This window comes from Pseudoalteromonas sp. SWN166 (assembly GCF_015864485.1).
Taxonomy (GTDB): domain Bacteria; phylum Pseudomonadota; class Gammaproteobacteria; order Enterobacterales; family Alteromonadaceae; genus Pseudoalteromonas.
This window is the reverse complement of the sequence record NZ_JADYXB010000022.1, coordinates 1-23,546: the sequence shown is the minus strand read 5'-3', so window position 1 is coordinate 23,546 and position 23,546 is coordinate 1. Positions and strand designations below refer to the sequence as shown.

The 23,546-nt window shown below is 38.4% G+C and carries 19 protein-coding genes; 9 read left to right on the top strand and 10 right to left on the bottom strand.

Annotation, left to right across the window (positions count from 1 at the left end):
- Nucleotides 1–101 precede the first annotated feature (101 nt).
- The 4 genes from I6F49_RS13525 to I6F49_RS13510 all read right to left on the bottom strand — a co-directional run bounded on the left by I6F49_RS13525 (nucleotide 102) and on the right by I6F49_RS13510 (nucleotide 3,701).
- On the bottom strand, nucleotides 102–602 hold the full coding sequence (locus I6F49_RS13525; RefSeq protein ID WP_024592252.1) for an RDD family protein: 501 nt from the start codon (nucleotides 600–602) through the stop codon (nucleotides 102–104).
- Between the two features lie 171 nt (nucleotides 603–773).
- A complete protein-coding gene (locus I6F49_RS13520) occupies nucleotides 774–1,538 on the bottom strand; it encodes a DUF6515 family protein (protein WP_197180971.1) in 765 nt (254 codons plus the stop codon).
- A gap of 379 nt (nucleotides 1,539–1,917) precedes the next feature.
- Nucleotides 1,918–2,175 (bottom strand): hypothetical protein, encoded by a 258-nt coding sequence (locus tag I6F49_RS13515; protein WP_024592254.1) that lies wholly within the window; start codon nucleotides 2,173–2,175, stop codon nucleotides 1,918–1,920.
- Nucleotides 2,176–2,561: 386 nt separating this feature from the next.
- Entirely contained in the window at nucleotides 2,562–3,701 is a 1,140-nt protein-coding gene (locus I6F49_RS13510; RefSeq protein WP_121955081.1) for an alkene reductase, read from the bottom strand.
- An 80-nt stretch (nucleotides 3,702–3,781) separates the two neighbouring features.
- On the opposite strand from I6F49_RS13510, the gene I6F49_RS13505 reads away from it, so the two are divergent.
- The 8 genes from I6F49_RS13505 (at nucleotide 3,782) to I6F49_RS13470 (ending at nucleotide 15,437) form a co-directional block, all read left to right on the top strand.
- Nucleotides 3,782–4,699: a LysR family transcriptional regulator gene (locus tag I6F49_RS13505; RefSeq protein ID WP_197180969.1), complete on the top strand. Its 918-nt coding sequence runs from the start codon at nucleotides 3,782–3,784 to the stop codon at nucleotides 4,697–4,699.
- Between the two features lie 144 nt (nucleotides 4,700–4,843).
- Nucleotides 4,844–6,676 carry a tetratricopeptide repeat-containing diguanylate cyclase gene (locus tag I6F49_RS13500; RefSeq protein ID WP_197180967.1) on the top strand — a complete coding sequence of 611 codons (1,833 nt, stop codon included), beginning with the start codon at nucleotides 4,844–4,846 and terminating at the stop codon, nucleotides 6,674–6,676.
- Nucleotides 6,677–6,902: 226 nt separating this feature from the next.
- A complete protein-coding gene (locus I6F49_RS13495; protein WP_197180965.1) occupies nucleotides 6,903–8,264 on the top strand; it encodes a TolC family protein in 1,362 nt (453 codons plus the stop codon).
- Nucleotides 8,261–9,406, top strand: a complete 1,146-nt coding sequence (locus I6F49_RS13490; protein ID WP_197180963.1) for an efflux RND transporter periplasmic adaptor subunit — start codon at nucleotides 8,261–8,263, stop codon at nucleotides 9,404–9,406. Before I6F49_RS13495 ends, I6F49_RS13490 begins: the two co-directional genes overlap by 4 nt.
- Nucleotides 9,406–12,594, top strand: a complete 3,189-nt coding sequence (locus I6F49_RS13485; RefSeq protein WP_197180961.1) for an efflux RND transporter permease subunit — start codon at nucleotides 9,406–9,408, stop codon at nucleotides 12,592–12,594. The genes I6F49_RS13490 and I6F49_RS13485 overlap by 1 nt, the downstream gene beginning before the upstream one ends.
- Nucleotides 12,594–13,277, top strand: coding sequence for a response regulator transcription factor (locus tag I6F49_RS13480; protein WP_166419278.1), 684 nt, complete (start codon nucleotides 12,594–12,596; stop codon nucleotides 13,275–13,277). Before I6F49_RS13485 ends, I6F49_RS13480 begins: the two co-directional genes overlap by 1 nt.
- Nucleotides 13,274–14,566 (top strand): sensor histidine kinase, encoded by a 1,293-nt coding sequence (locus tag I6F49_RS13475; protein WP_197180959.1) that lies wholly within the window; start codon nucleotides 13,274–13,276, stop codon nucleotides 14,564–14,566. The genes I6F49_RS13480 and I6F49_RS13475 overlap by 4 nt, the downstream gene beginning before the upstream one ends.
- Nucleotides 14,567–14,756: 190 nt before the next feature.
- Nucleotides 14,757–15,437 (top strand): hypothetical protein, encoded by a 681-nt coding sequence (locus tag I6F49_RS13470; protein ID WP_197180957.1) that lies wholly within the window; start codon nucleotides 14,757–14,759, stop codon nucleotides 15,435–15,437.
- A 512-nt stretch (nucleotides 15,438–15,949) separates the two neighbouring features.
- Here I6F49_RS13470 and I6F49_RS13465 read toward each other — a convergent pair.
- The 3 genes from I6F49_RS13465 to I6F49_RS13455 all read right to left on the bottom strand — a co-directional run bounded on the left by I6F49_RS13465 (nucleotide 15,950) and on the right by I6F49_RS13455 (nucleotide 19,344).
- On the bottom strand, nucleotides 15,950–16,183 hold the full coding sequence (locus tag I6F49_RS13465; protein WP_197180955.1) for a hypothetical protein: 234 nt from the start codon (nucleotides 16,181–16,183) through the stop codon (nucleotides 15,950–15,952).
- 211 nt (nucleotides 16,184–16,394) lie between these two features.
- Nucleotides 16,395–17,252: an MBL fold metallo-hydrolase gene (locus I6F49_RS13460; RefSeq protein WP_197180953.1), complete on the bottom strand. Its 858-nt coding sequence runs from the start codon at nucleotides 17,250–17,252 to the stop codon at nucleotides 16,395–16,397.
- 208 nt (nucleotides 17,253–17,460) lie between these two features.
- Nucleotides 17,461–19,344, bottom strand: a complete 1,884-nt coding sequence (locus I6F49_RS13455) for a propionyl-CoA synthetase (protein ID WP_197180951.1) — start codon at nucleotides 19,342–19,344, stop codon at nucleotides 17,461–17,463.
- A 221-nt stretch (nucleotides 19,345–19,565) separates the two neighbouring features.
- Between I6F49_RS13455 and I6F49_RS13450 the strand changes: the two genes are divergently transcribed.
- Nucleotides 19,566–19,961: a nucleotide triphosphate diphosphatase NUDT15 gene (locus I6F49_RS13450; protein ID WP_197180949.1), complete on the top strand. Its 396-nt coding sequence runs from the start codon at nucleotides 19,566–19,568 to the stop codon at nucleotides 19,959–19,961.
- A gap of 5 nt (nucleotides 19,962–19,966) precedes the next feature.
- Here I6F49_RS13450 and I6F49_RS13445 read toward each other — a convergent pair whose 3' ends face one another.
- The 3 genes from I6F49_RS13445 to I6F49_RS13435 form a co-directional block, all read right to left on the bottom strand.
- Nucleotides 19,967–21,064, bottom strand: coding sequence for a polysaccharide lyase family 7 protein (locus I6F49_RS13445; protein WP_197180947.1), 1,098 nt, complete (start codon nucleotides 21,062–21,064; stop codon nucleotides 19,967–19,969).
- 358 nt (nucleotides 21,065–21,422) lie between these two features.
- Complete coding sequence (locus tag I6F49_RS13440; RefSeq protein ID WP_197180945.1) at nucleotides 21,423–22,196, bottom strand: substrate-binding periplasmic protein; 774 nt, start codon at nucleotides 22,194–22,196, stop codon at nucleotides 21,423–21,425.
- Between the two features lie 92 nt (nucleotides 22,197–22,288).
- A complete protein-coding gene (locus I6F49_RS13435) occupies nucleotides 22,289–23,302 on the bottom strand; it encodes an AraC family transcriptional regulator (protein WP_197180943.1) in 1,014 nt (337 codons plus the stop codon).
- Nucleotides 23,303–23,546: the final 244 nt, after the last annotated feature.

Here is a 23,546-nt window from a genome sequence, read left to right as displayed (position 1 = left end):
TTACTTATTCAAAATATGAAAAAAGGGTGACCACTGGTCACCCTTTTTGCTTTTTAACTACTGCTTAACTACCGCTTAACTCACGATTTTAAAAGTTAGTATTAATCAAGCTCACTATAAATACGTCTGTTTTCTTCTTTAGTAAGCGCAATAACTTCTGTTTTAGAGATGTAATCTTGCAGTGCTTTTTTGTTTTTAAAATCGACTAACACCATCAAATTACCTAAACCGAGTAAAGCGCTAACGCTGCGGATAATTGATTGCGGCCAGCTAATTAAATTCCCCTCAAGAGTTTGTACTTTTAAACGCCATGCACGCATGCCAATGGTTTGCCCGCTTTTAGTCCAAAAGTAGCCAAAAAATACTAAGGTAACAATAATTAAAAGGGCGGTACGAATACCCGAAAGAAGATTTGAATTTTGAATAAAGGCAGATACATCCTCTGCGCCATTTAAACTAATTACATCGAGAGAAATAAGCCCTTGTACTGCAAATAAATACAGCACTACAGTTAACATCGCAAACGCAATAATGGCTAACGTATCGTAAACTAACGACGCAAAACGGCGCCAAAAACCAGCACGTGGAAACTCACCCGACATAAATACACTCTCACTATTAATATGCGAGCTAGTTTAGCAAAAAAGCTTACAAATACTAAGACATGTTAATGTTTAGAGAGGGAATTGATTTTATTGCTTTAAGTTATTACCTACAGGGGAAATGAAAAAGACCCTGCTATTGGTAGCAAGGCCTTTTAATTTATAGCGGATTTAACCTAGCTTGATAGCAAGGTATTTTATGTCGTCACCACTTATTTGCGGTAAAAAATAAATATCGCCGTATTTAAAATACTGCTGCGAGTTAATTATTACGGCCTGTGCTGCCTGAGGCAATGAATCGTAAGTTTGGCCCAAGCTATAATCATTCACATTCCCCACTTTTATTGCCTGATTAAGACGGGTTGGTGGCTCATCAACCACTGTATAACCGTAATTATTTGCGACGTAATACACGTTTTGATATGTGTAGTAGGTGGTATTGTGATGCTTAAAATGCCTGTAATTTCTTGGTAGCATATTTATACGCAGGCCTCTAGGTGGCGTAACTACATGGTAGCCTCTTTTAGCTTTACGGTAGTAAAGGCCGTCGTTAAACGTAAACGAAATACCATTAAATCTAATCGATGCGCTATTGCGTGGTAAATGGTTTATAAATCGATTTTGTCTGTAAGCGACTGAATTATTATGGCTTGTTAAGTAGTTATATTTGCGCTGGTTGTAGCGGTATTGTTCACGCTTTTCCTGCTTGTACTTAGCAAGTTTACGTTTTTCTTGCTTACGGTCTTCTCGTTTTTCTTTTTTATGCTCAATACGCTGCTTTTTTTCATGGCGGCGTTCATCGCGTTTATATTCAACACGTTTGTCGTGGTCACGTTTAAAGCTTTTATCATTCTCTCGCTCGTTTTGTGCTCCAAGCGCAGAGCCTGATACTGCGCCAATGGCGAGCAGTGCAGGTAGTAAAAAAGTAAGTTTCATAGTATTGCCTCGTTTATGTTTTTACATAACTGGGTTCAATACTAGCGGTTCAAACTGAATGTTAACTGACATACAACAGCAAACGGAGCTATGCTTACAGCTTTTTACATTTTACTGACAGTTATTGACATACTTAGTTATTTTTGACGATTTTTGAGGGTAATCCTGTTCTTTGTAAGTATATTTATTACGAGAGATATTTTAATAATATTGCTATTAAATTATGTATTTGGACTTTTTTGTTGTGCTTAGAAAACGTTATTTCCTTGCATTTTAAGATGGGGTAATACCAATAACAGAGTTTAAATGGTGTAAAAAGCTAAGTTTGCGGCGCGTTATTTATTGCCGCAAACATGACTTTATATTTTAAAGTGCGCATTTATCTTTTAATAAATTTAAGGCTAGGGTGATACGTTATGACATTAACTTTAACAAATGCTGTGTTATTAACGTTTCTTTTAGCAACTTTAACTGGAACATACTTGATTACCTTAGTTTGGTTAATTTTTTTCAGTTCTCGTTTTAGCTGAACCTTTTTATATTCTTGCTTTGTATATCTATCATGTGGTGCTGCAAATGCAGAACTAGATAAAGTGCCAATAACTAATAGTGCAGGTAGTATAAATGTAAGTTTCATAATATTGCCTCGTTTGTGGTTAATATGGCTAGTATTGACGTTTGAAACTGAATGCCAACTGCATGCAGGGCAACTTTAGGGAGGCTTTACACCCTTTTACTTATCTTTACTATTCTTGACGCTAATACCATTGCGCAGTAATACTTAATCAATTTGAGAGGTTAAATCTAGCGTTAACTTTATTAAAAAATGACTGCTATACGACTGCATAAATGCAGAAGGTAGAGCAATGATAGAGCAATTGTCGAGAACAACTAATAACAAAATTTTAGCTGTGTTATCAACACCGTTTTCTTACCTCAAAACAGGTAGCTTGATTAAGCTACCAGGTATAAAACCGTATCGGTTCTATACCAATTCCATATATCGTTTAGAGTCTAGGTTGGCTACTTTTGATAAAAAGGATAATCGCTATAACCGACTTCAGTACCGCCATACATAGTGGCTGCATCGGCCTCGTTAAACGTCCAATTATTCGCTATACGCTCTGGTAAATCAGGGTTAGCTATAAATGGGCGACCAAATGCAAATAAGTCACCGTAACCTTCACCTAAAATACGTACCGCTTTTTCTACTGTGTATTTACCAGCATAAATGATGCGACCTGAAAATTCAGCTCGTACTGCTTTATAAAATTCTTGTGGTAAATCAGGAGCATTTTCCCAATCAGCTTCCGCTATTGATAAGTAAGCAATACCCGCTTGCTCAAGCACTTTAACGGCTTGTACATAAGTATGATGAGGGTTTGATTCAACAAGTCCTAAATACACTCGTGTTTCATCTGTGCTTTCAAATAAAGGAGCAAAGCGAACACCTAAACGATCAGAGCCTACAACGTCACTTACCGCTTCAACTATCTCTTTTAAAAAGCGCAGGCGATTACTAAGCGTTCCACCGTATTGATCGTCACGGTTATTAGTATGTTCAGAAATAAACTGATTAACTAAATACCCGTTAGCACAATGAAGCTCTACGCCATCAAAGCCTGCTTCTAGAGCATTACGTGCAGCTTGCGCATACATGTTTACCAGTTCGCCAACTTCAGTTGTTGTTAGTGCACGAGGCTCACTTGGGTCAGCCAATGCGCCTTCACCAGGTGCGGTTTCAATAAATACTTTTACATTGTCAGCAATAATATCTGAAGGGCCAACCGGTTTACCTGAATTTGGTTGTAGTGTGGCGTGCGATACGCGCCCTACATGCCAAAGCTGAGCAAAAATAACACCGCCTTTAGCATGTACTGCATGTGTTACTTTTTTCCAGCCTTCAATTTGTGCTTGTGAGTGAATACCTGGGGTCCAAGCGTAGCCTTGTCCACGAGGTTCTATTTGTGTGCCTTCGGTAACCATAAAGCCAGCCGATGCGCGCTGCGCATAATACTCAGCCATTAATTCATTAGGAATATTGCCCGGTTGTGTACTACGAGAGCGAGTAAGAGGAGGCATCACAATACGGTTTTTAAGAGTAAAAGGGCCAAGCTCAATTGATGAGAATAAAGGGGCGGTATTAACTAATTCTGATTTCATTTTAAATTCTCTTATAAAGCAAACAAAGGCTTAAATAGTGGTTAAGCAACATTGGCAGCATAGAGATTTAAAGATACAATTTGAAACAACACTTTTTTGTGCAGCATACAATTATGAATGGTATTAGTCGGCTCGATATAAAACAGTTAAGAGTACTCAGTAGCTTATTAGAACTGCAAAATCTTTCGCAAGTAGCCAAAAAAATGGGGTTAACGCAACAAGCTATTAGTGAGCAACTACGAAAGCTACGAGACTTATTTGACGATCGCTTGTTTATTCGCCAAGGTAATAACATGGTTGCTACTCCTAAAGCGCAAGGACTCAAGGCGCCTGTTAACCATATTTTAAAGCAATTAGAATCGTTACTAGAGCCCGAACTGTTTAGTCCGCAAACTTATAAAGGTGTGTTTACCATAAGCGCAACCGACTACGCCACGCAGGCTTTACTACCGCAATTATTTAATATTACCCGTCGCGAAGCCCCCGGTTTAAAGCTGATAGTGCGCGACTTTGCATCCGATAACGTTAATCAACTTATAACGGCAGGCGAGCTTGATTTATTGATTAGCTTTCCAGAATTTATACCCGACAATCTTTCTTATATTACTTTGTTTGAAGAGCAGCATTTGTGTATTACCGGTATAGGTAACACTACTTACACTGAGCCTTTGAGTTTGGCGCAATTTGCAAAGCATCCTCAGCTAGTGGTATCGCCATCGCGCGCTAATTTGCGCGGATCGCACGATCAGTGGTTTGAAAGCCAAGGGCTAAAACGTAATATTGTTATGTCGGTACCGAGCTTTTCAGCCGTGCCTGACATTTTACATACAACCGATATGTTAGCGTTTTACCCATCAAGATTATTACCAAATAGCAAAGTTAAACAACTAAAAATAGAAGCTCTGCCTCCTACATTTAAAGTAATAGCTGCATGGCATCCACGTACTAACAACAGCCCAATTCATAAGTGGTTGATAGAGCAGCTGCAAAATTTATAACAGCAAACTTTAATACAAGTATTAATGTAAGTATTAAAGCAAATACTGTTACCATAATTAACAATAGTTATTAAAGATTGTCGTCAGCTAATAACAGTGTCCTACAATTGTGTTTTAAGTGCGGTAAAGGAATTATAAAGCTAAATGTTTAAGTTGTTTTTTTGTGTTTTTTGTTTTCTACTTTGTTTTAGTACTTTTGCTAACACAGTAAAAGAAGATGTTGAAAAAATACTAAGTGGATATTTAACGAGTAGTCAAAGTCGTGGGCTTATGGATAAGTTAGAGCGCAATTTACCTTATTCTTCATCGCTCGATACTGCTCGCGTTAAAACTGTAAAGTGTTGGTTTTATGACCCCCAAAATGACAAAAATTACATAGCATTAAATGATTTACTGACAGATGCTAATCAAGCAATCAAAAAAGCTGGCTCGCCTAAATTAAAACTCGATTTACAAACATGCCAAGCATTTCATTTATACCAACAAGGTAAAGTAAGTACAGCCACTTCAATGGCTAAAAATGTTATTAGTGCCACCTCTAAAAATCGAGAGCTTTATTATCAACATGCGACAGCTAACTTAATATTAGGGATAATTTTTCGTTCACAAGGTTCGTACCAGCAAGCTTTTTTGGCATTTCAACAAGCTTATAATACCTTTGAACAAGGCGATTTTTCTTACGATAAAGCGCTTATACTTAAGGAAATAGGGCTTATCCATGCCGATCTTCACAATTTTTCGCTCGCTGAAGAACAATTGCAAAGAGCAATTAATGAGCTGACAAATTATAATGAGCAAGAATGGTACATAGCCACAGATAGCCTAGCCCAAGCTTACGAAGCTCAAGGTAATTATCAAAAAGCGATAGTGTTGTACAGCAGTATACTCCCTGCTGTAACTAAGTATGAAGACGATGAAGGGAATGCTTACTTACTCTTTAAAATTGCACAAATAAATATTCAATTAAATAAGCTGCAAGAGGCTAAACAATACTTAAATCAAGCCAGGGATTTAACGCTAAATAGTGAGTGGATTAAATTTATTCAATCAATAACAACAGCTGAGTGGTTAATTAAAAAGGGTCGTCTAGATGAAGCGGAACTTCTTTATTTAGATTTTGAACAAAATAGTTCTCAAGTATGGTCAGTTGACTCTTTAACTCGTTTTTTAGAATTTAAGCGTGAATTAGCAGTGCAAAAAAATAACTATCAGCAAGAAGCCTTAGCTCAAAGAGAGTTATTAAAAATCGCAGATAGAAAAGTGCAAGAAATTGCAGATAATACATTACTATCTCAACGTTTAGCGTTTGACTGGGATCAGCAAAAACGAGAAATAACAAGGCTGCAAGAGTCATCAGAGGTAAAAGAGCAGTTATTAAATTTAGCTGATGAAAAAGCATTTTGGCAAATCGCATCTTTGCTGTTTTCTATTGGGCTGATATTGATTTTAGCTTACATAACTTATAAACAAACTCAGCATAAACAGCGATTTAAAACACTTGCATTAAAAGACGAATTAACAGGTATCGCTAATCGTAGAGCAATATTTGCATTTAAATACAACGCGATTAAAAAAAGCGAGTTTTTAGGGAATGCGTGTTCACTCATTGTTATTGATATAGACCACTTTAAACAAGTAAACGATACATACGGACATGATATTGGTGATGAAGTTATTATTTCTACTGTTAAATTTATAGAAAAAAACATTCGTCAAACAGATTGTGCAGGTAGGGTTGGTGGAGAAGAATTTTTAGTTGTTTTACCTAATACTGCACTTAGTTTTGCGCATGAAGTTGCCCAGCGTATACGCGAAAGTATTGAGAATGTTACTCATACCTCACTCCATATAAAATCAACAGTAAGTATTGGTGTCGTAGAAGTTAAAGCGGGCGAAGCCCCAAAAGATGCATCCCGACGAGCTGATGAAAAATTATACGCAGCTAAAAATGCAGGCCGTAATAAAGTAATGGTTTAATAACTCAATAATTATTGAGTTATTAAACGGCTAGTAATTTATTATTGAAAAATATAGCAAGCTAATTCACCTAATACTCATATGTATTGAGAGTGTATATCCTTCTACCTACCTTAAGTTTGTAAGGTTATTTGAAGTAAATTTATTTTAACTTAATACCATTTAACCCCTCCTTAACCCTCGACCTAATAAGCTATGTGTAATGGTATGAATTAGGCATAGTTAAATGGTTTATTTTAAAAAGCACTCAACCGGTTTTTTACTTGCACTTAGTTGCACGCTTGCTGCATGTAGTAGTCAGCCAAGTTATCAAGGTCAAAGTACTGATCAATCGCTAGAGCAGTATACTAATTGGGAGTATGCGCAAAGTAATGCACAGCACGTAAATTATATTACCGACTTGGTGGATGTAGATGGACTTGATTCGCTTATTGAGCAAGCGATTGCTAATAATCCATCATTTAATCAAGTGCATGTCGCATTAAAACTAGCCTATGCACAGCGTGATGTAACCGCAGCAAGCCAGTGGTTTAGTATAGATGCAGGGTTTGATGCCCAGCGCAGTGAAAGCGATGGTACACAATATAGCTCATCAGTAGGTATAAGCTGGGAAGCTGATATATGGCAAAAAATTGCTGACAACGTAGCCGCGCAAGATATGACTATTGCCAGTAACCAAGCTACTTATCAAGGTGCTAAAGACACATTAGTAGCGAGTGTTATTCGTACTTATTTAAATATTATTTTGCAGCAAAATTTACTCGATATAGAGCAGCAACGTTTAGTTGTTTTACAAAATAATGAGCAAAGTATTGTAGAGCGCTACCAATATGGGTTAGGTGATTTAGAAGCGCTTGATACCGCACGAGCTAGCACGTCATCAACGCGTGCAACCATTGCTAACTATCAAGAACAAATAGCAAAAGCAAAACGTGCTTTAATGCTAATTGTAGGCACTGATAAACTTCAAAACCTGCCAAGTACATTAACACTGCCGAACGTTATTGAGCCACTAAGCACCTTACCAGCGCAAGACCTAGCAAGGCGACCTGACTTACAAAGTGCCTATTACAACATTCAGGCAAAGCATTACTTGGTTGATGTATCGTACAAAGAGCTACTACCGAGTATTTCGCTTTCGGCATCACTGAGTGATTTAGCAAGCACGCCAAGCCAAGCATTATTAACTAGCCCAGTGTGGAGTTTATTGGGGAGCTTAAGTGCACCTTTATTTGAAGGCGGTGCATTACGGGCGCAAGTTGATATAGCAAAACTTAATGCTGAACAAGCATTTTGGCAGTACCAAGACACTCTATTAAATGCGGTAAACGAGGTAGAAAATGCCCTCGGACAGGAGCAGTCATTAACCGAGCAACGACTACAAATAAGCAATGCGCTTGCCAGCGCTCAACGCAGCTTTAGTAACTATCAAAGTAAGTATCAACAAGGTTTGGTTGATATTTTAGATTTGCTAACAGTGCAACAAAAAGTATACGACCTGCAAGCTCAACTTAGTCAAATAAACTACACCCTTTTAACTAACCGCATAGATTTAGGCCTTGCTTTGGGCCTTGGAGTATCGTCATGAGAATTTCGCCAACACCTGTTATTGTAACCCTTGTTGCAATTATTAGTATAGGGCTTGCTGTTGCGTATAACGCTAAAAAAATGGATGAACAAGCTAATAGCTCAAAATCTGTCACGGTTAGAGCTATTGCACCAAATGTATCGGTAATTAATGCTGTTGCGGGTACTTACCAAGCTTATGTGAACGGACATGGTCAAGCAAAGGCGCATTGGACACTGACCTTAAAAGCACAAGTTAAAGGCGAAGTGACTAGTATGAGTGAGCAATTTGCAACCGGAAACTTTGTATCTAAAGGGCAGGTGTTTGCACAAATAGATAATACTGAATACTTACAAGCCCTCGCAAATGCCAAAGCCACACTCGCTGATGCGAAACTCGCACTGCAAGAAGAGCAAGATTTAGGGGAGCAAGCAAAACGTGAATGGGAACGCTCAGGCGTTACGCAGGCGCCAAGCTCACCGCTGGTATTTAGAACCTTGCAGCTAGAAGCCGCGCAAGCCACGCTTGATGACGCTCAATATGCACTTAAAACAACACAGCGTGATGTAAATAATACCCAGTTAAGTGCTCCGTTTGATGGTGTTATTTTATCGCGAGATATCGATTTAGGTACTTATGTTGGTATTGGCGATACGCTTGCCACATTAAACAGCACTGACAAAGTAGAAATAAACGTGCCGCTTTCATTGAATCAGTGGCAAAATCTGGCAAATAATAAGTCAAATGAGGTTATTTTAAGTGATGTAGCTACTAATACCAAATGGACTGGTTACATTGATCGTTTTGAACAACACCTAGACGAAAGCTCTCGCCAGCGCAGCGTTATAGTTGCTCTTGATAAACCGTTTGAGCAAGCGACGCCATTATTGCCAGGTACATTTTTAGCGGTTGAAATTGCCGGTAAACAATTAAGTAACGTAATTGAACTGCCTGCTTCAGCGGTATCACAAGATGGCTTAATTTGGTACGTGAATGATAAAAACAACTTAGTAAGCACACAAGCCAATAAAGTATTTGAGCGTGGAGATTACGTATACATTTCACCAATAGAGGGTGTTAGTAAATTAAAAGTAGTTGTGCGTCCACTTGTTAGTTATTTAAACGACATGAGGGTAAATCCAATTGTTGAAGGGGTACAATAATGAGCCCTCATCAACCACCTCAAGTACCTAGCAGTAATAACCCGTTGCACGGTATTATTAATTGGTTTGCAAATAACTCTGTTGCAGCTAATTTATTGTTAATAAGCGTGATTGTAATAGGGATTATGTCGCTTTCTACGTTGCGTAAAGAAGCTTTTCCGAGTTTGGAGCCTGATACTGTTTCGGTGTCAGTTGTTTATGACAGTGGTGATGCATTACAAGCTGAAGAGGGGATTGCGCTCAAAATAGAAGAAGCTCTTGAAACAGTACAAGGTATAAAGCGCATTACCTCTACATCTGATGCAAGCGGCAGCCATGTTAGCATTGAAAAAGAAACAGATTATTCACTCGATGAGCTACTCTTTGATGTAAAAAATCAAGTTGATGCAATTAATAACTTCCCTGTTGATGCTGAGCAACCTGTTATTGATAAAGCGCGCAGGCAAGATCATGCATTAACACTACAGCTTTTTGGAGATGCAGATCGCCATACATTACAAAACCTGGGTGAAAAACTTAAAGCCGATTTATTAGCGCAATCAGGTATTACTGATGTAACTCAGTCGGGTGTTCTCGATCCGATGATGTCAGTAGAAATCGATGAAGGTAAATTACAAGCCTATGGATTAACCATTAGTGACATAAGTGAGGTGATTAATAACGAGTCATCAAGCCCACTATCAACTAGTTTACGTGATAGCAGTAAAATTATACGTCTGAAAGCGGCTGACCAAGCTTACTGGCAGCGCGACTTTGCCAATATCGTTTTACTCACTACCGCATCTGGCGCACAAATCAAATTAGGTGATGTTGCTATTGTTAGCGACAGCTTTTCTGAAGATAACAACTCACTAAGTCGTTATAACCAACAAAATGCAGTCGGCGTTGAAATTCTAATGGGTGATACCAGCGACATAATCACCATTGTTGAGCAGGCTAATAATGTAATAAAAACGTGGCACGAAAGTGGTCTATTACCTCAAAATGTAGAGCTAGAAAGCTGGAATGACAAAAGCACCATGATCACCGAACGTTTATCGCTACTGACTAAAAACGCGGTGACCGGTATTATTATGGTGTTTGTAATACTAGCCATATTTTTAAATGTACGTGTGGCTTTATGGGTTGCTGGTGGCTTGCCATTTGTATTTTTTGGCACGCTGTATTTTATGACCGATGGCTACACCGCACTGACCATAAACGAAATGACTACCTTCGGCTTTATTATGGCGCTGGGCATAGTGGTAGACGATGCCGTTGTTGTCGGCGAGAGTATTTACACTACACGTAAAAAACATGGCGATACAATAAATAACACGGTTTTGGGTACAATGAAAGTAGCTGTACCGACAATATTTGGGGTATTGACCACTGTTGCTGCATTTATGGCACTGTCGAATGTATCTGGTAATCTAGGTAAAATTTACTCTCAATTTGCCACTGTAGTGACCATCTGTTTACTGCTTTCGCTCGTTGAATCAAAGCTTATATTACCCTCGCATTTAGCCCATGTAAGTACCAAGCGCCAAATTAAAAAAGGGTTAAGTGGGGTATGGTCTAAAATACAACATGGCGCCGATAGCGGTCTAAATTGGTTTAGCAAAAACATTTATTGTAAGGTTATTGAACTCTCATTGCGCTTTAGATATGCAGTCGTTGCTGGGTTTATTGCTTTTTTTATACTCGTCATAGGTATGCCAATGACAGGTGCAGTAAAAGTAGGTTTTTTCCCAAGCATTCTGGGCGATACCGTATCCGCCAACTTGGTTATGCAAACTGATGCTGCTTATGGTCAAACAAACAAAAACTTACTAATGCTTGAGCAAAGTGCAATACAAGCTGAGCAAAACTTAATGACTAAGTTTAATTCAGATAAAAGCGAAATAACCAGTTTACAAGTAATTAGTAGCAACGATACAAGTGGTACGGTAAGCGTTGAGCTATTAGATGATGGCGCTTTCACTGCAAGTGAATTTGCTCAAGAATGGCAGCGTTTAGCCGCAAGTCCTGAGGGCAGTAAAAAGCTACAAATATTAGCTACGCGTAAAATGGTTGATAATTTTAAAGTTGAGCTTAAAGCATGGGACGACGAAACCGTAATGGCAGCGGGCGCACTATTTAAAGAGCACTTACAAAATACGGCAGGGGTTAACGGAATAGACGACAATTTAAATCCCGGTCAACCGCAGTTAAAATTTACACTAAGCGCGCAAGGTCGCGCCCTAGGTATGGATACCGCGAGCTTATCAAAGCAAATACTGCAAGCCTTTGGCGGCGCAATTGTACAGCGTTATCAACGTAATAAAGACGAAATAAAAGTACGTGTACGTTATCCAGAGAACGCCCGTCAAACACCTGCCGATATTATGCAATCGCGTATCCGATTGCCTGATGGCACCGTTGTACCGCTTGTAAACGTAGCGACAATTAACAGTGAATACCAACACGATGAAATAACGCGTATTGATGGACTTCGTGCAATTTATTTAAGTGCGCAAGTAGATAAAGATGTGATTGCTCCAAACGAATTAGTGGCTGATTTACAACGCGACTTAATACCAGAATTAACTCAGCAATTTCCTACTTTGAATATTCATTTTGCGGGTGAAGCTGAAGAGCAAGACGAAACAACAGGGTCAATGTACGGCATGTTTGTCGCTGCTTTATTAGTTATATATGTACTGTTGGCTATTCCGCTTAAATCGTATGTTCAACCTATGTTGATCATGGTAGCAATTCCGTTTGGTGTAGTTGGTGCAATACTTGGGCATTGGTGGAACGACTTAACCATTAGCATATTGTCATTAAACGGTATATTGGCGCTCAGTGGTGTGGTGGTAAACGACAGCCTATTACTTGTTTCGCGTTTTAACGAACTAACAAAAGAAGAGGATATGAATACGCATGACGCCATAGTTGAGTCGTGTACGAGTCGTCTGCGTGCTGTTTTACTAACCTCAATTACAACTTACGCAGGCTTGGTACCGCTTCTTAGTGAAACCTCAATTCAGGCACAATTTTTAATCCCTGCGGCTGCATCACTTGGTTACGGTATTTTGTTTGCCACAGTTATTACCTTAATACTTATACCTGCATTATTGATGATTCAAACCGACGCTAAACGCGGTATTGATGCTGTGCTAAAATCGCTAGGTGCTAAAAATAAAACGCAGGAAACAGCCTCTTAATGATAAACGTACTACTGGTTGAAGACGACATCGACTTGGCAACCACCATTGTTGATTATCTCGAAATTGAGTCAATAGAGTGTGACCATGCAAGTAATGGCGTAATGGGCTTAAATTTAATAGAACGTAATCAATATCAAATGATTATATTAGATGTAAACATGCCAAAAATGGATGGTTTAACCATGTGCAAAACATTACGTGAGCGAGGCATTGATACACCAGTATTAATGCTGACAGCGCGTGATAGCCTCGACAATAAGCTTGAGGGATTTGCAGCCGGTAGTGACGATTATCTCGTAAAACCATTTGCTATGAAAGAGTTAGTAGCGCGCGTTAAAGTATTAGCAAAACGCAAAAGTGGTGAGGTAAAGCGCCTTACACTTGCTAATTTAACGCTTAATTTAACCGCGCATACGGCAACTGTTGCGGCGCACAATTTAAAGTTATCACCCATTACTTTTAAGTTATTAGAATTACTTATTAGGGAGCAACAAAAGCCAGTTACCCGACACGCAATTATGCAAGCCATTTGGGGAGACGAGCAGCCCGACAGTAACAGCCTAAAAGTACATATTTACCATTTACGAAAACAGTTAGAGCAAGCTAATTGCCAAGCGGTACTTGAGACAATTCCCAGTGTAGGGTTTGTATTAAAACTAAAAAATGAGACACATGCATGAAAATAAGACCTAGTTTAAGGTTGTACTTTTTTGTCAGCATGGTGCTTTTAAGTTCGTTAATGGCTATTGGTTTTTCGTTTTTAAGTGTTAGCTATTTTACCGATGGTTTAGACAAAGGCTTGAATGGCGTAATGCATGCACTTTCGCAATCGGCTGAGGTTAAAAACGGGCAACCGAAAGAAATGATTGGCTTTAATATAGCAAGTCGTTGGGAGGATGTGCCAAATGAGATTAAGAAACGTTTTATAAAGCCTACAGAGCGAGGTATATTGCAAAAAAGCCAAGAAAAAACATCATTTTTTTCTATGCCAAAAGACTTATATTTTGTTGTGTATTTTGAAAACCCTGCTGGTGAAGCTCGTTATGTATCACGTATTATGCTTGAGGAAAACCGCCTTCCAAAAAAAGGAAAACCCGAAAAACCAATACAAAGGTTATTATGGATAGCGTTAACGGGAATAACGGCAATAGCGCTGTTTACCTTCTTTTTGTTTATGGTAATGAAAAAGATAGCAAAACCGGTAGAGTCCCTGCGGGGTTGGGCTAAATCGTTAAATCAAACAAATTTACAACAGGCGCCACCTGACTTTACTTACAATGAGTTAAATACGTTGGCAACCTTAGTGCGCAGCAGTTTACTTTCGGCTCATGATAGCCTTGAGCGAGAGCAGCGCTTTTTAAGTTATGCAAGCCACGAGTTACGTACGCCAATTTCGGTTATTCGCAGCAACGTTGAGTTACTGAACCGCTTAAGCGAAAAAGCGCCTTTAAGCGATAAGCAACAACTTACACTGCAGCGAATTGAGCGCGCCGGTTTAACCATGAGCGATTTAACTGAGACGTTATTGTGGCTTAGCAGAAATGACGACCAGCAAAGTTCACCAGAGCCTGTAAACCTAGCCGTTAAAATAACGACCTTGGGTAACGAACTCGATTATTTACTCAATTCAAAACAAGTTGATGTACTTATAAATACCGATAACCACAGTACGACTATTAGTACCGAAGCCACCGCATGCCACATAGTACTTACAAATTTAATACGTAATGCGTATCAGCATACGCAACAAGGGCAAGTGCGTATTACTCAACAAGGTAGCCGCGTGATTATAGTAAATAGCAGCGCACAAACTGATACGTCACACGTTACTAATAGCGCAAATAAGCCTACCAATATTGGCTACGGTTTAGGATTAGAGTTAAGCGAAAAAATAATAAAACGACACGGTTGGGTATACGAAGTAAACGACATGCCAGGGCGTTATGAAGTGGTGGTCGATTTTAGTTAATAGACTTTCTTAATACTTAGGTTTTTTACATTCAAAAATATTTAATTTAACGCTGAGAATATAAAAAACTTAGTGATAGTAATGTGTTAAGTAATTTGCTAAAACTATAAATAGAAAGGATGCGAGTGTAGCGCGAATGGAAATACACGTGAATTATGTGCTACTAAATTATTAGGGTTAATGGAGTAACATGCAATATATCGACTATTATAATTCAATTAAAGATAAGGTTCTAAAAGAGCTTACTTTTAATGAACTAGCATTTGTTCATCTAAATGCTCGAGACTATAACGACATAAAGCATGGACAAATACAATCTGTTCTTCCTTTAGTTATAGGAGAGATCAGGCACGCTAAATTTTATAGGTATTCTCAGAATTTTCTACCCCTTGCTTCAGCATTCACTGTTTTAGATCAGCTTGGTTTTTGTTATTCAAGAAGTGATATCCCTACTTATAGTGACATTAATGCAAGCTCAATAAAAAAGTCTCTATATTATTTTTGTGGTTTTTCTGAGAATGATAGAGATACAAAAACATTATATGCATTAAGAAATTCATTTTTGCATACGGCATCATGTTTATCGAAAGCTGAACGACCTAACCAACCAAATCATAGTTTCGTATTTGATAAAAATTCAGATGATTTGATAAAGTATCCAGACATACCATGGGATGGTGATTTTAATAACCTAAATAACAGCATGTCTACGATTGTCAATCCTGTGATGTTGGTAGACTTAATTGAAGCTTCGGTTGAAAATGCACTTAAATACTTATATGACGGAAGTTTGGTAGTATCTTGTGATAGTGGGAGAGCCGAGTTTTACTATCGTTTCCTTAAGTTCTATTCTGAAAAAAATCTAGCATAAACAATCAATATGAACGGTTTTAAAGCACTTAAAGTAAACCTGCTCTTGCTGCTATTAATTAGCTCACGGAAGTCTTATGGAGGATATCGAGTTTAAAGTTTTAAAGTCTTTTCTCGTTGAGTCTAAGAGCCATCGCTGGATTCAGGAAATGTATTAAAAATAGTTGCTCCTGAAAGAGGTGGTGGCTACGAAACAATGAAAATACTCCATGCTTATGTTAAAGGCGAACTTAAAGGAGCTTTAACTGGATATGACATAACTAAAAATAATGTAGTTTGCCCAATAAAAGATTTGATCCCGTTATGCTCTAATTACTACTCAGTCGCGCATAGGAAGAGCCTTCCGTACACAATAGAGGAAATTAAAAGTATGAACGCTAATTAACCATGCTTTCGAGTTTTGCTAGTCAGGTTTTTTCAGTATTTTAGAAAAGTATGGAAGTAGCTGAAAATAAGATCGCAAGCGGATATTAGTAACGTTTAGATTGCTAATTTTACTCAATCAAAGAGTTTTTATCGAGCCTTACAATGCCAATGATCATCGTGTTTAGTGCAGGCTTGATTTGTGGGCTTGGCTTTTACGATAATAATGTTTGGAGAGTTGTGCTCAGTTACTAAAACAGGTGTAACTACTTTAACTACTTTTTTATGTGGTTTATACGCACTGGGACCATGTTGATATACAGTGCAGCCGCTCATAATAAGCGCGGTCGCTATTACTAAAACTATTTTTAAAGATAAGTTCATGTTTATTAGTCCTATATAGCTTAATGCTAAGCCTAGGATAAACTTTTTTTTGTATAGTGCTGTCAGCAAATGTAAGGACATTGTAAAGGTGACTTATATGACTTTTGATGCCTTATTTAACTAATTAATAAGTACATTGGTACTGCGTTAAATATACCAATGCTTATAATATTGAGTTTAGAGCTCAGAGCTTAGTCCGCTGAGTTCAAACTTATAAATCGCTGCGCCAACCCATACCAGACTCTTCCATTAAACGCTCGTACACGCCCTCTATGTTAAGTGGTAACCATACATCAAACTGTTTAAAGTCACTAAATTGGTCTAATTTTACATTTTGTTTAATTTCGTCAAGCGTATTACCAGCTAAAACGCCTGCTGTTACTTGGCTATATAAAAGCTCTATATAAGTTAAATAGCGCGCTACATCAGCCTTGCTGCCAATATCGGCATGTCCGCCTACAAAAGTATTAAAGTCATATTTGAGTACCGCTTGGGTTGAGTTAATCATGCCTTGAATATCGTAACTCCACAGCTTTTGCCACGGCATTCTGCCAATAACGATCCAATCAACTATAAATAGTGTTTTTTGCTTTTCGAATAATATACTAACCGAACCACGACCATCGTTTGGACCATGGTAGTTAAGCTTTACTGTTGAATTACCAAGGGTAAGTAGTAGCTCGTTATCAAAAGTAAGGCTGGGCATTACCGTTTTCATTTGTGTGTTTTTAATATCTTGCGCGGCGAGTTTATGCGCTACAAAAGTGGTGTGCGGGCTTTTAAATACCTCGGCGCCGTAAATATGATCGCTGTGATTATGGCTGTAAATTACATATTTTATCGGTACGTTATAGCGAGTTTTAATTTGCTCGTTTAACCAGGTGGCGGCTTTTTTATTAAGCGGGTCGGTAACAATTGCGCCCTCAGGAGTGATTAAAAATACTGAGCGGTGTCTGTCGTCTATAAAGCGGTGTAAGCCATCGCCTAAGTCTTCAATCTCAAAGGCTTGTGTGGCAAAGCCTATAAATAATAGGGCTGTAGTTAATAGTTTTTGTAGCAAGCGGGGCATACACCATTCCTTTTAAAATTGATTAAATTAATAACGCTATTAAAAGAAGAAAGCGCAAAGTCGCAAAAAATTTCAGTGATTGGTTTAATTAAAGCTTAAAACTTAAAACTTAAAACTTAAAACTAAACCTAAACTTAAGTAAAAGGATCAAATATAAGGATGAAATAAAAAGCCATTATAAAAATGGCTTTAGATAGGTTGGTTGGGTTTATCTTTGTGTTAGTTGTTGGTTTATTTCTTCAAAGATACTGGCATCATCTATGGTTGAAGGTATTTGTAGCTCTTCGCCATCAACTAGTTGACGTAAATTTTTACGCAGTATTTTACCCGAGCGTGTTTTGGGCAACCTATCTACGCTAACTATATTTTTAAGGCACGCAATAGCGCCAATCTGATTACGAACACTTAAAACAAGCGCTTGTTCTACGTCGGTACTTGAGCCCATAAAATCATTTTTAAGCACGATCATTCCCATAGGAAGCTGCCCTTTTAGAGGATCGTTCACACCAAAAACAGCGCATTCGGCAACAGCAGGGTGCGCGGCTACTATCTCTTCCATTTCGCCGGTAGAAAGCCTATGTCCTGCTACATTTATAACGTCGTCGGTTCTGCCCATAATAAATAGGTAGCCGTCTTCATCAATATAACCGCCATCTCCAGATAAATAATACCCCTCGTATTCATTTAGGTAGCTTGCTTTAAAACGCGGGGTATCTTGCCAAATTGTTGGTAGGCAACCCGGTGGAAGTGGCAGTTTAATTACCACGGCGCCTTGCTCGTTAGCTGCGCATTCATTGCCATCCATATCCAATATTCGTACATCAAAACCTGGAGTCGGGACGGTAGAACTGCCAGGTTTTGTTGCTAAGTACTCAAGCCCTACAGGGTTACACGCAATAGCCCAACCGGTTTCTGTTTGCCACCAATGATCGAGCACCGGTAGTTTAGTTTTTTCTTTAAGCCATTCGTAAGTAGGGGGATCTAATCGCTCACCTGCTAAAAACAAGCGTTTTAAGCTAGAGGTATTGTATTGGTTAAAACCATCAGCATTTGGATCTTCTTTTTTAATCGCTCTAAATGCGGTGGGAGCACTAAATAATGCATTTACTTTATATTCTTCGACCACGCGCCAAAATGCACTAGCATCGGGCGTTTTAACGGGTTTACCTTCATATAATACGGTAGCGCAGCGATACATTAACGGCGCATAAACTATATAAGAATGCCCAACTACCCATCCAATGTCAGACGCAGCCCAAAATACGTCGCCGGGCTTCATACCATAAACGGTTTCCATGCTGTATTGCATTGCTACTGCATGACCGCCATTTTCGCGCACTACGCCTTTGGGTGTGCCTGTCGTGCCTGAGGTATATAAAATATAAAGTGGATCATCTCCATTTACAGGCACCGGATCTGCGCTTGCAGCCGTTTGCATTGCCTGAGTCCAATCTATGTCTCGTTTAGGCTTAAGTGTGGCGATGGCTTGCGGGCGCTGAAAAATAACGCAGTGTTCTACTTTGTGCACAGCTAAGTCTATTGCGTTATCAATGAGTGGCTTGTATTCAATAACGCTGTTTACTTCAACACCACATGAGGCGCTAAGTATAAGTTTGGGCTTGGCATCATCAATGCGTACAGCCAGCTCGTGCGCAGCAAACCCACCAAATACTACAGAATGAATAGCACCAAGGCGAGCGCACGCCAACATACCAATAACAGCTTGTGGGATCATTGGCATATAAATTACAACACGGTCGCCTTTTGTAACACCTAAAGATTGCATTACGCCTGCAAATTTAGCCACTTCTTGTTGTAGTTGTGAGTAGCTATAGGTTTGTTTTGTATTGGTAACAGGGGAGTCATAAATTAGTGCCGTTTGCTCGCCAAATCCGGCAATAACGTGTTGGTCTAGCGCTAAAAAACTAGTATTTAATTGCCCGTCGCTAAACCAATGGTAAAGCCCGTCGTCGTCTTGTGTGTATGCTTGCTTTGGTGTTTTATACCATGGAATATTTTTACTTTGTTCAAGCCAAAACTGTGTGAGGTTTTGCTTAAATGTATTATATTGCTGTTGATACTCGCCTGACATGTAAGGCTCCTAAAACTAAATTTGTGTGTGAGAGACCTTACAAAATGTAGGCTCTTTTTAACGGGCAGGCTATTCGACCTTGGTCGGTTAAAATACATTCAATTTAGCGTTGCGTTTACAATGTAGGTTATCTTTCTAACGCTATGCATAACTATATTTGACAAATATTTAGTAAAATATCAGCATGCTAATAAATATAATTAAAACAGCTTAGGGCTTAAATGAATAATGCAGTTAGAGTGGGTGTGGCGGTTATCATAAAGCATCAAAACACAATTTTACTAGGTGAGCGTATTGGCGCGCACGGTGCTAATACATGGGCAACACCTGGTGGGCATTTAGAGTTTGGTGAAAGTGTTGAGCAATGTGCAATACGAGAAGTGTTAGAAGAAACAGGTTTAAAAGTAAGTAAAATTACTAAGCTTGATTTTACCAATGATATTTTCACAGCAGAGAAAAAACACTATATTACGTTGTATGTAAAAGCTGATTTTGAAGGCGGAGAGCCTGAGCTAAACGAGCCTAATAAATGTTTAAAGTGGCGCTGGTGCGATATTAATAATCTACCAACGCCACTGTTTACATCACTAAAAAATTACTTATCTGAGGCTGTTTAGCCTAGTTATTTTGTTGGCGGTGTCGCTGGGCTCAACTCTAGTTTACTAAAGCTTACTTGAGCGTAATCGCCATTTAGCTTATCCGTAGACCAATCGCCAGTTCCTAAACAACCTGGGTACCAAATACCTTTGGCGCTTTTAGTACTACATTGGTTATAAGCGCCTGCTTTAAAGTAATGCCAATCTGCTGCGTAACCATGTGGATGATCTTTTTCGTCCACTTTGCCATAAGCATCTACGTTATTACCTAAGTTAATAGAGTAGTTAACGTCTTCTTTGCCTTGTGCGCTAAATGTAAGGTGCATAACATTTTTATACACGTTTACCGTGTAGCTAAATTCTTCACCTAGTGCAATACCGGCATTGCCTGGCTCGTTAGGGTTTTCCCATGTATTACCCCAAACTGGGTAAGTAATATCTGTACGGTCAGGATTCGTTTTAGGTAAGTTACGTTCGTAGTTCCAAAAAACTGAGCCCGTTTTATGTCCTGGCCATTTTTTATAATAAATTTTAAGCGGCTCATTGCCCCAGCCATAACCAAGCTTGGTATCAATAAGTGCCTGGTCTTTACCTGCGTGAATTTGCCCTACAACCACTGAGAATGCAGCTTTCTTGCTAGGGTCAGTAGCACGTAGCGCAACGTGATCTACTTTTAATGTTGCTTCCATTTTACCGCCTACCGAGCCAAAACGCTCCGATAGCGGGTGCACAGCAAGTGCAAAATTGTTTTTTGAATGTTTAGTTTTAATTTTAGTATTTGATCCACGGATCATTTGTCTAAGTTCGCTACGCGTATTAGTAGAGTTAGCACTTGTAAGCGCTTTATTTGGGGAGGTAAATACCATGTAGCCTTTGTCATCAAGATAGAAAAAATCAGGGTGTGCGTAAGTCTGAATTTCTTCTACATCTATTTCATCAATTTTACCGTCGTTGTTTAAGTCGACTGGTACATTTATTTTCCAGTGAGATAAATCAAACTTTGTTGCAGGTACCGGCGCATCGCTTTGCTGATTAGTGCTTTGGGTACTTGAACAAGCGGTAAAAAGTAAAGGGGTGATAACGGCTAAAGCCGTAAGTTTAAATGTAGATGTATTTTTTATCATTATTGTCTCTGTGTGATGAAGTAAAAATTGTGCGGTACAGGCATCGCTTAATCTCAATCTAGCATACCAATTTAACAATTAAAACTTACCAATTAGTAAGATTGAATATTTTTTAAATGATTTTTTGTTATACCAATTTGGTTTAGGTGTTTTTTAACGGCTTTTATGGAAGTGTTTGCGGTATGTATTTTTTATGTGCTTGGCTATTCATTTAGTGATGTTTAACGTAGATTTTGGCGCTAAGGTGTAGTCTATTTTTTGGGGGGGAGGAGATTTTTAATTTTGTAGTTTGCTTTGCCGCGTTTAGCAAATAACTAAGTAACCACTGCAAATAACTAATGTCGGGCTTTAACTATGGTTAGTGCTGCAAGTTAGTCGTGTTTGGTAATAAAAGTTGCCACTTGTTTAAAATGGCATGGTATTCACCATTTTCTTTAATACTACTTAATGCGTCAGAGAGTGCTTTAGCTGTTTTAGGATTAAGTTGATTACTTGCTGCAAAATTAAGTGAAGAGGGAAGATCGCTTAAATGAATTCGTTTTGTTATTAGGCTAGGATCGAGTCCTAAACTTTTTAGCTCGTTATCAATAGTTAGTGTATTAGTCACTACAAAGTCGATTCGGTTTTTATAAAGCATTTGCCAAAGTTGATTATAGTAACTGACCAGTATTAAATTTTTTTTTTCGGTAAAGCCTTTTTGTTTTAAGTAGGCTTCGCTTAGGTAGCCACGAATGGTTGCTACTTTATATTCTTTTGCAAAATTTAAGTGAACGACTTCATCTATATGGCTTTTTAAACTAACTAAATAGGCGTCTGCAACGTACACCTCACCTAACCACGTATATTTATCAATCCGCTTTGGGGTTTTTAACAAAGACAACATTATGGCGTTGGTATTTGTTTGATGCTCCTTAAAAACGCGAGCCATGGGCATTATTTCAAAGTTAGCGGTTAATTTTGTTTGCTTTACAACGGCTTTGGCAATGTCGACTAAAGCGCCAGTTACTTCACCTTGCTGATTTTTAAAGTGATAAGGAGGAAGGTCTTCAGCTATAAAAGTAACCGAATCGGCGTTACACAGGGGGCTATATAAAATAAATACAAAAGCACTTAATAAAACACGCAAAAACATAAAAAATCTTTTAAAGCAATAATACACCTAGTGTAGAGAGTATTAACTAAAACATATATATATTATGTTTATATAACGTAAATAATTTGCACTTACTTGGCTGTTCTTGCTGTTTTGTATTTTATAAATTGTAATGGCGAGCATTTATGCCAGCGTAAAAAAGCTCGATTAAAAGAGCTTTGATCTTTAAATCCTAAAATATTAGATAAATCAGCAAGTGGCATGCTGGCTATTAATGTATCTGCACGTTTTTTACGTTCTTTTTCAAGTAGCTGAGCAAAGGTTAAGTCTTGTTGTTTTAAGCGTCGTTGTAGCGTTCGGGGTGTTAAATTAAGCGCATCAGCTATGCCTATTAGGTTGCAGTTTTGCAAGGTAGTTTTAGCTGTAAGTAACTGATTAACTTTATCGTCAATACACTGCTGGCTTTTAAAGTTAGAGAGTTGCTGCTCTGACAATTGCTTAAAAGTAGAATTAATAATGGCGTTATCGGTTTTAAAGGGCAGCGTTAAATAATGACTCGGAAAGCTAACTTGATTATATTCAGCACTGCTTTTTACAGGGCATTTAAACCATGATTCAAGGGCGCGCCTTTGCGATGGCAACCAATTATAAGTGAAACTAATACTACTTGGCGAAAGCGTTAAATTTATTAACTGGCGAATTACACTTACCCACGCGGTCATGTTTCGTAAAACAACATGCTCATTACAACTTTGGTGAGCAATCCAACGAATAGTTGCTGTATCAGTATTTAGTTCAAACTTGGCTTTACCAATATCAGCCACCAAGCTGTCGTAGCTTAACAATGCTTTAATGGCACTGCTTAAGTTATCGCTTGATTCAATTAAGTAACCTAAAACGCCGTAGTCAGCAGTGCGAATTTGCTGACCTAGGGTAAAACCAAAAAGAGGATCGTTAAGTGTTTTCTTGCCATAAACTAATAAAGCATTGTAACTATTTAAACTAATACGCGGCGCTAATTGATGGGTACGTTGATTACTAAATTCGTCAAAGCTAATAGCGTGCAAAGCCGTTTTAGTACTAATGCCTTGCGCTTGTAAGTAATCAAGAATACTTGAAAAGTAATGATCAGCCAATGTGTGCATTTGTCATCTAAAGCTAAAAAATAGTCGTGTATTAGCAAGTTTGCCACGTTAAATTTTTATATGCTAGTTGAATGCCTAATAACCTCTTGCTGTAAAAATGATACTTATAACAATAAAACAAACCTTGAATTCAAGTATTAAGTGCAATCATTATGCAGCCACCAGAACTTCTGATTGCCCCGTAAATAATTCATGAGGGGTTTTATACCCTCTTGTTTTTCTTGGCCGATGGTTGAGCTTATCA

What these genes read in the sequence shown, in the direction of transcription:
- I6F49_RS13510 (WP_121955081.1), bottom strand. Translation starts at nt 3,701, where the DNA reads ATGAAATCAGAATTAGTTAATACCGCCCCTTTATTCTCATCAATTGAG.
- I6F49_RS13470 (WP_197180957.1), top strand. Translation starts at nt 14,757, where the DNA reads ATGCAATATATCGACTATTATAATTCAATTAAAGATAAGGTTCTAAAA.
- I6F49_RS13485 (WP_197180961.1), top strand. Translation starts at nt 9,406, where the DNA reads ATGAGCCCTCATCAACCACCTCAAGTACCTAGCAGTAATAACCCGTTG.
- I6F49_RS13495 (WP_197180965.1), top strand. Translation starts at nt 6,903, where the DNA reads ATGGTTTATTTTAAAAAGCACTCAACCGGTTTTTTACTTGCACTTAGT.
- I6F49_RS13460 (WP_197180953.1), bottom strand. Translation starts at nt 17,252, where the DNA reads ATGCCCCGCTTGCTACAAAAACTATTAACTACAGCCCTATTATTTATA.
- I6F49_RS13455 (WP_197180951.1), bottom strand. Translation starts at nt 19,344, where the DNA reads ATGTCAGGCGAGTATCAACAGCAATATAATACATTTAAGCAAAACCTC.
- I6F49_RS13475 (WP_197180959.1), top strand. Translation starts at nt 13,274, where the DNA reads ATGAAAATAAGACCTAGTTTAAGGTTGTACTTTTTTGTCAGCATGGTG.
- I6F49_RS13500 (WP_197180967.1), top strand. Translation starts at nt 4,844, where the DNA reads ATGTTTAAGTTGTTTTTTTGTGTTTTTTGTTTTCTACTTTGTTTTAGT.
- I6F49_RS13450 (WP_197180949.1), top strand. Translation starts at nt 19,566, where the DNA reads ATGAATAATGCAGTTAGAGTGGGTGTGGCGGTTATCATAAAGCATCAA.
- I6F49_RS13435 (WP_197180943.1), bottom strand. Translation starts at nt 23,302, where the DNA reads ATGCACACATTGGCTGATCATTACTTTTCAAGTATTCTTGATTACTTA.
- I6F49_RS13525 (WP_024592252.1), bottom strand. Translation starts at nt 602, where the DNA reads ATGTCGGGTGAGTTTCCACGTGCTGGTTTTTGGCGCCGTTTTGCGTCG.
- I6F49_RS13490 (WP_197180963.1), top strand. Translation starts at nt 8,261, where the DNA reads ATGAGAATTTCGCCAACACCTGTTATTGTAACCCTTGTTGCAATTATT.
- I6F49_RS13480 (WP_166419278.1), top strand. Translation starts at nt 12,594, where the DNA reads ATGATAAACGTACTACTGGTTGAAGACGACATCGACTTGGCAACCACC.
- I6F49_RS13520 (WP_197180971.1), bottom strand. Translation starts at nt 1,538, where the DNA reads ATGAAACTTACTTTTTTACTACCTGCACTGCTCGCCATTGGCGCAGTA.
- I6F49_RS13445 (WP_197180947.1), bottom strand. Translation starts at nt 21,064, where the DNA reads ATGATAAAAAATACATCTACATTTAAACTTACGGCTTTAGCCGTTATC.
- I6F49_RS13440 (WP_197180945.1), bottom strand. Translation starts at nt 22,196, where the DNA reads ATGTTTTTGCGTGTTTTATTAAGTGCTTTTGTATTTATTTTATATAGC.
- I6F49_RS13515 (WP_024592254.1), bottom strand. Translation starts at nt 2,175, where the DNA reads ATGAAACTTACATTTATACTACCTGCACTATTAGTTATTGGCACTTTA.
- I6F49_RS13465 (WP_197180955.1), bottom strand. Translation starts at nt 16,183, where the DNA reads ATGAACTTATCTTTAAAAATAGTTTTAGTAATAGCGACCGCGCTTATT.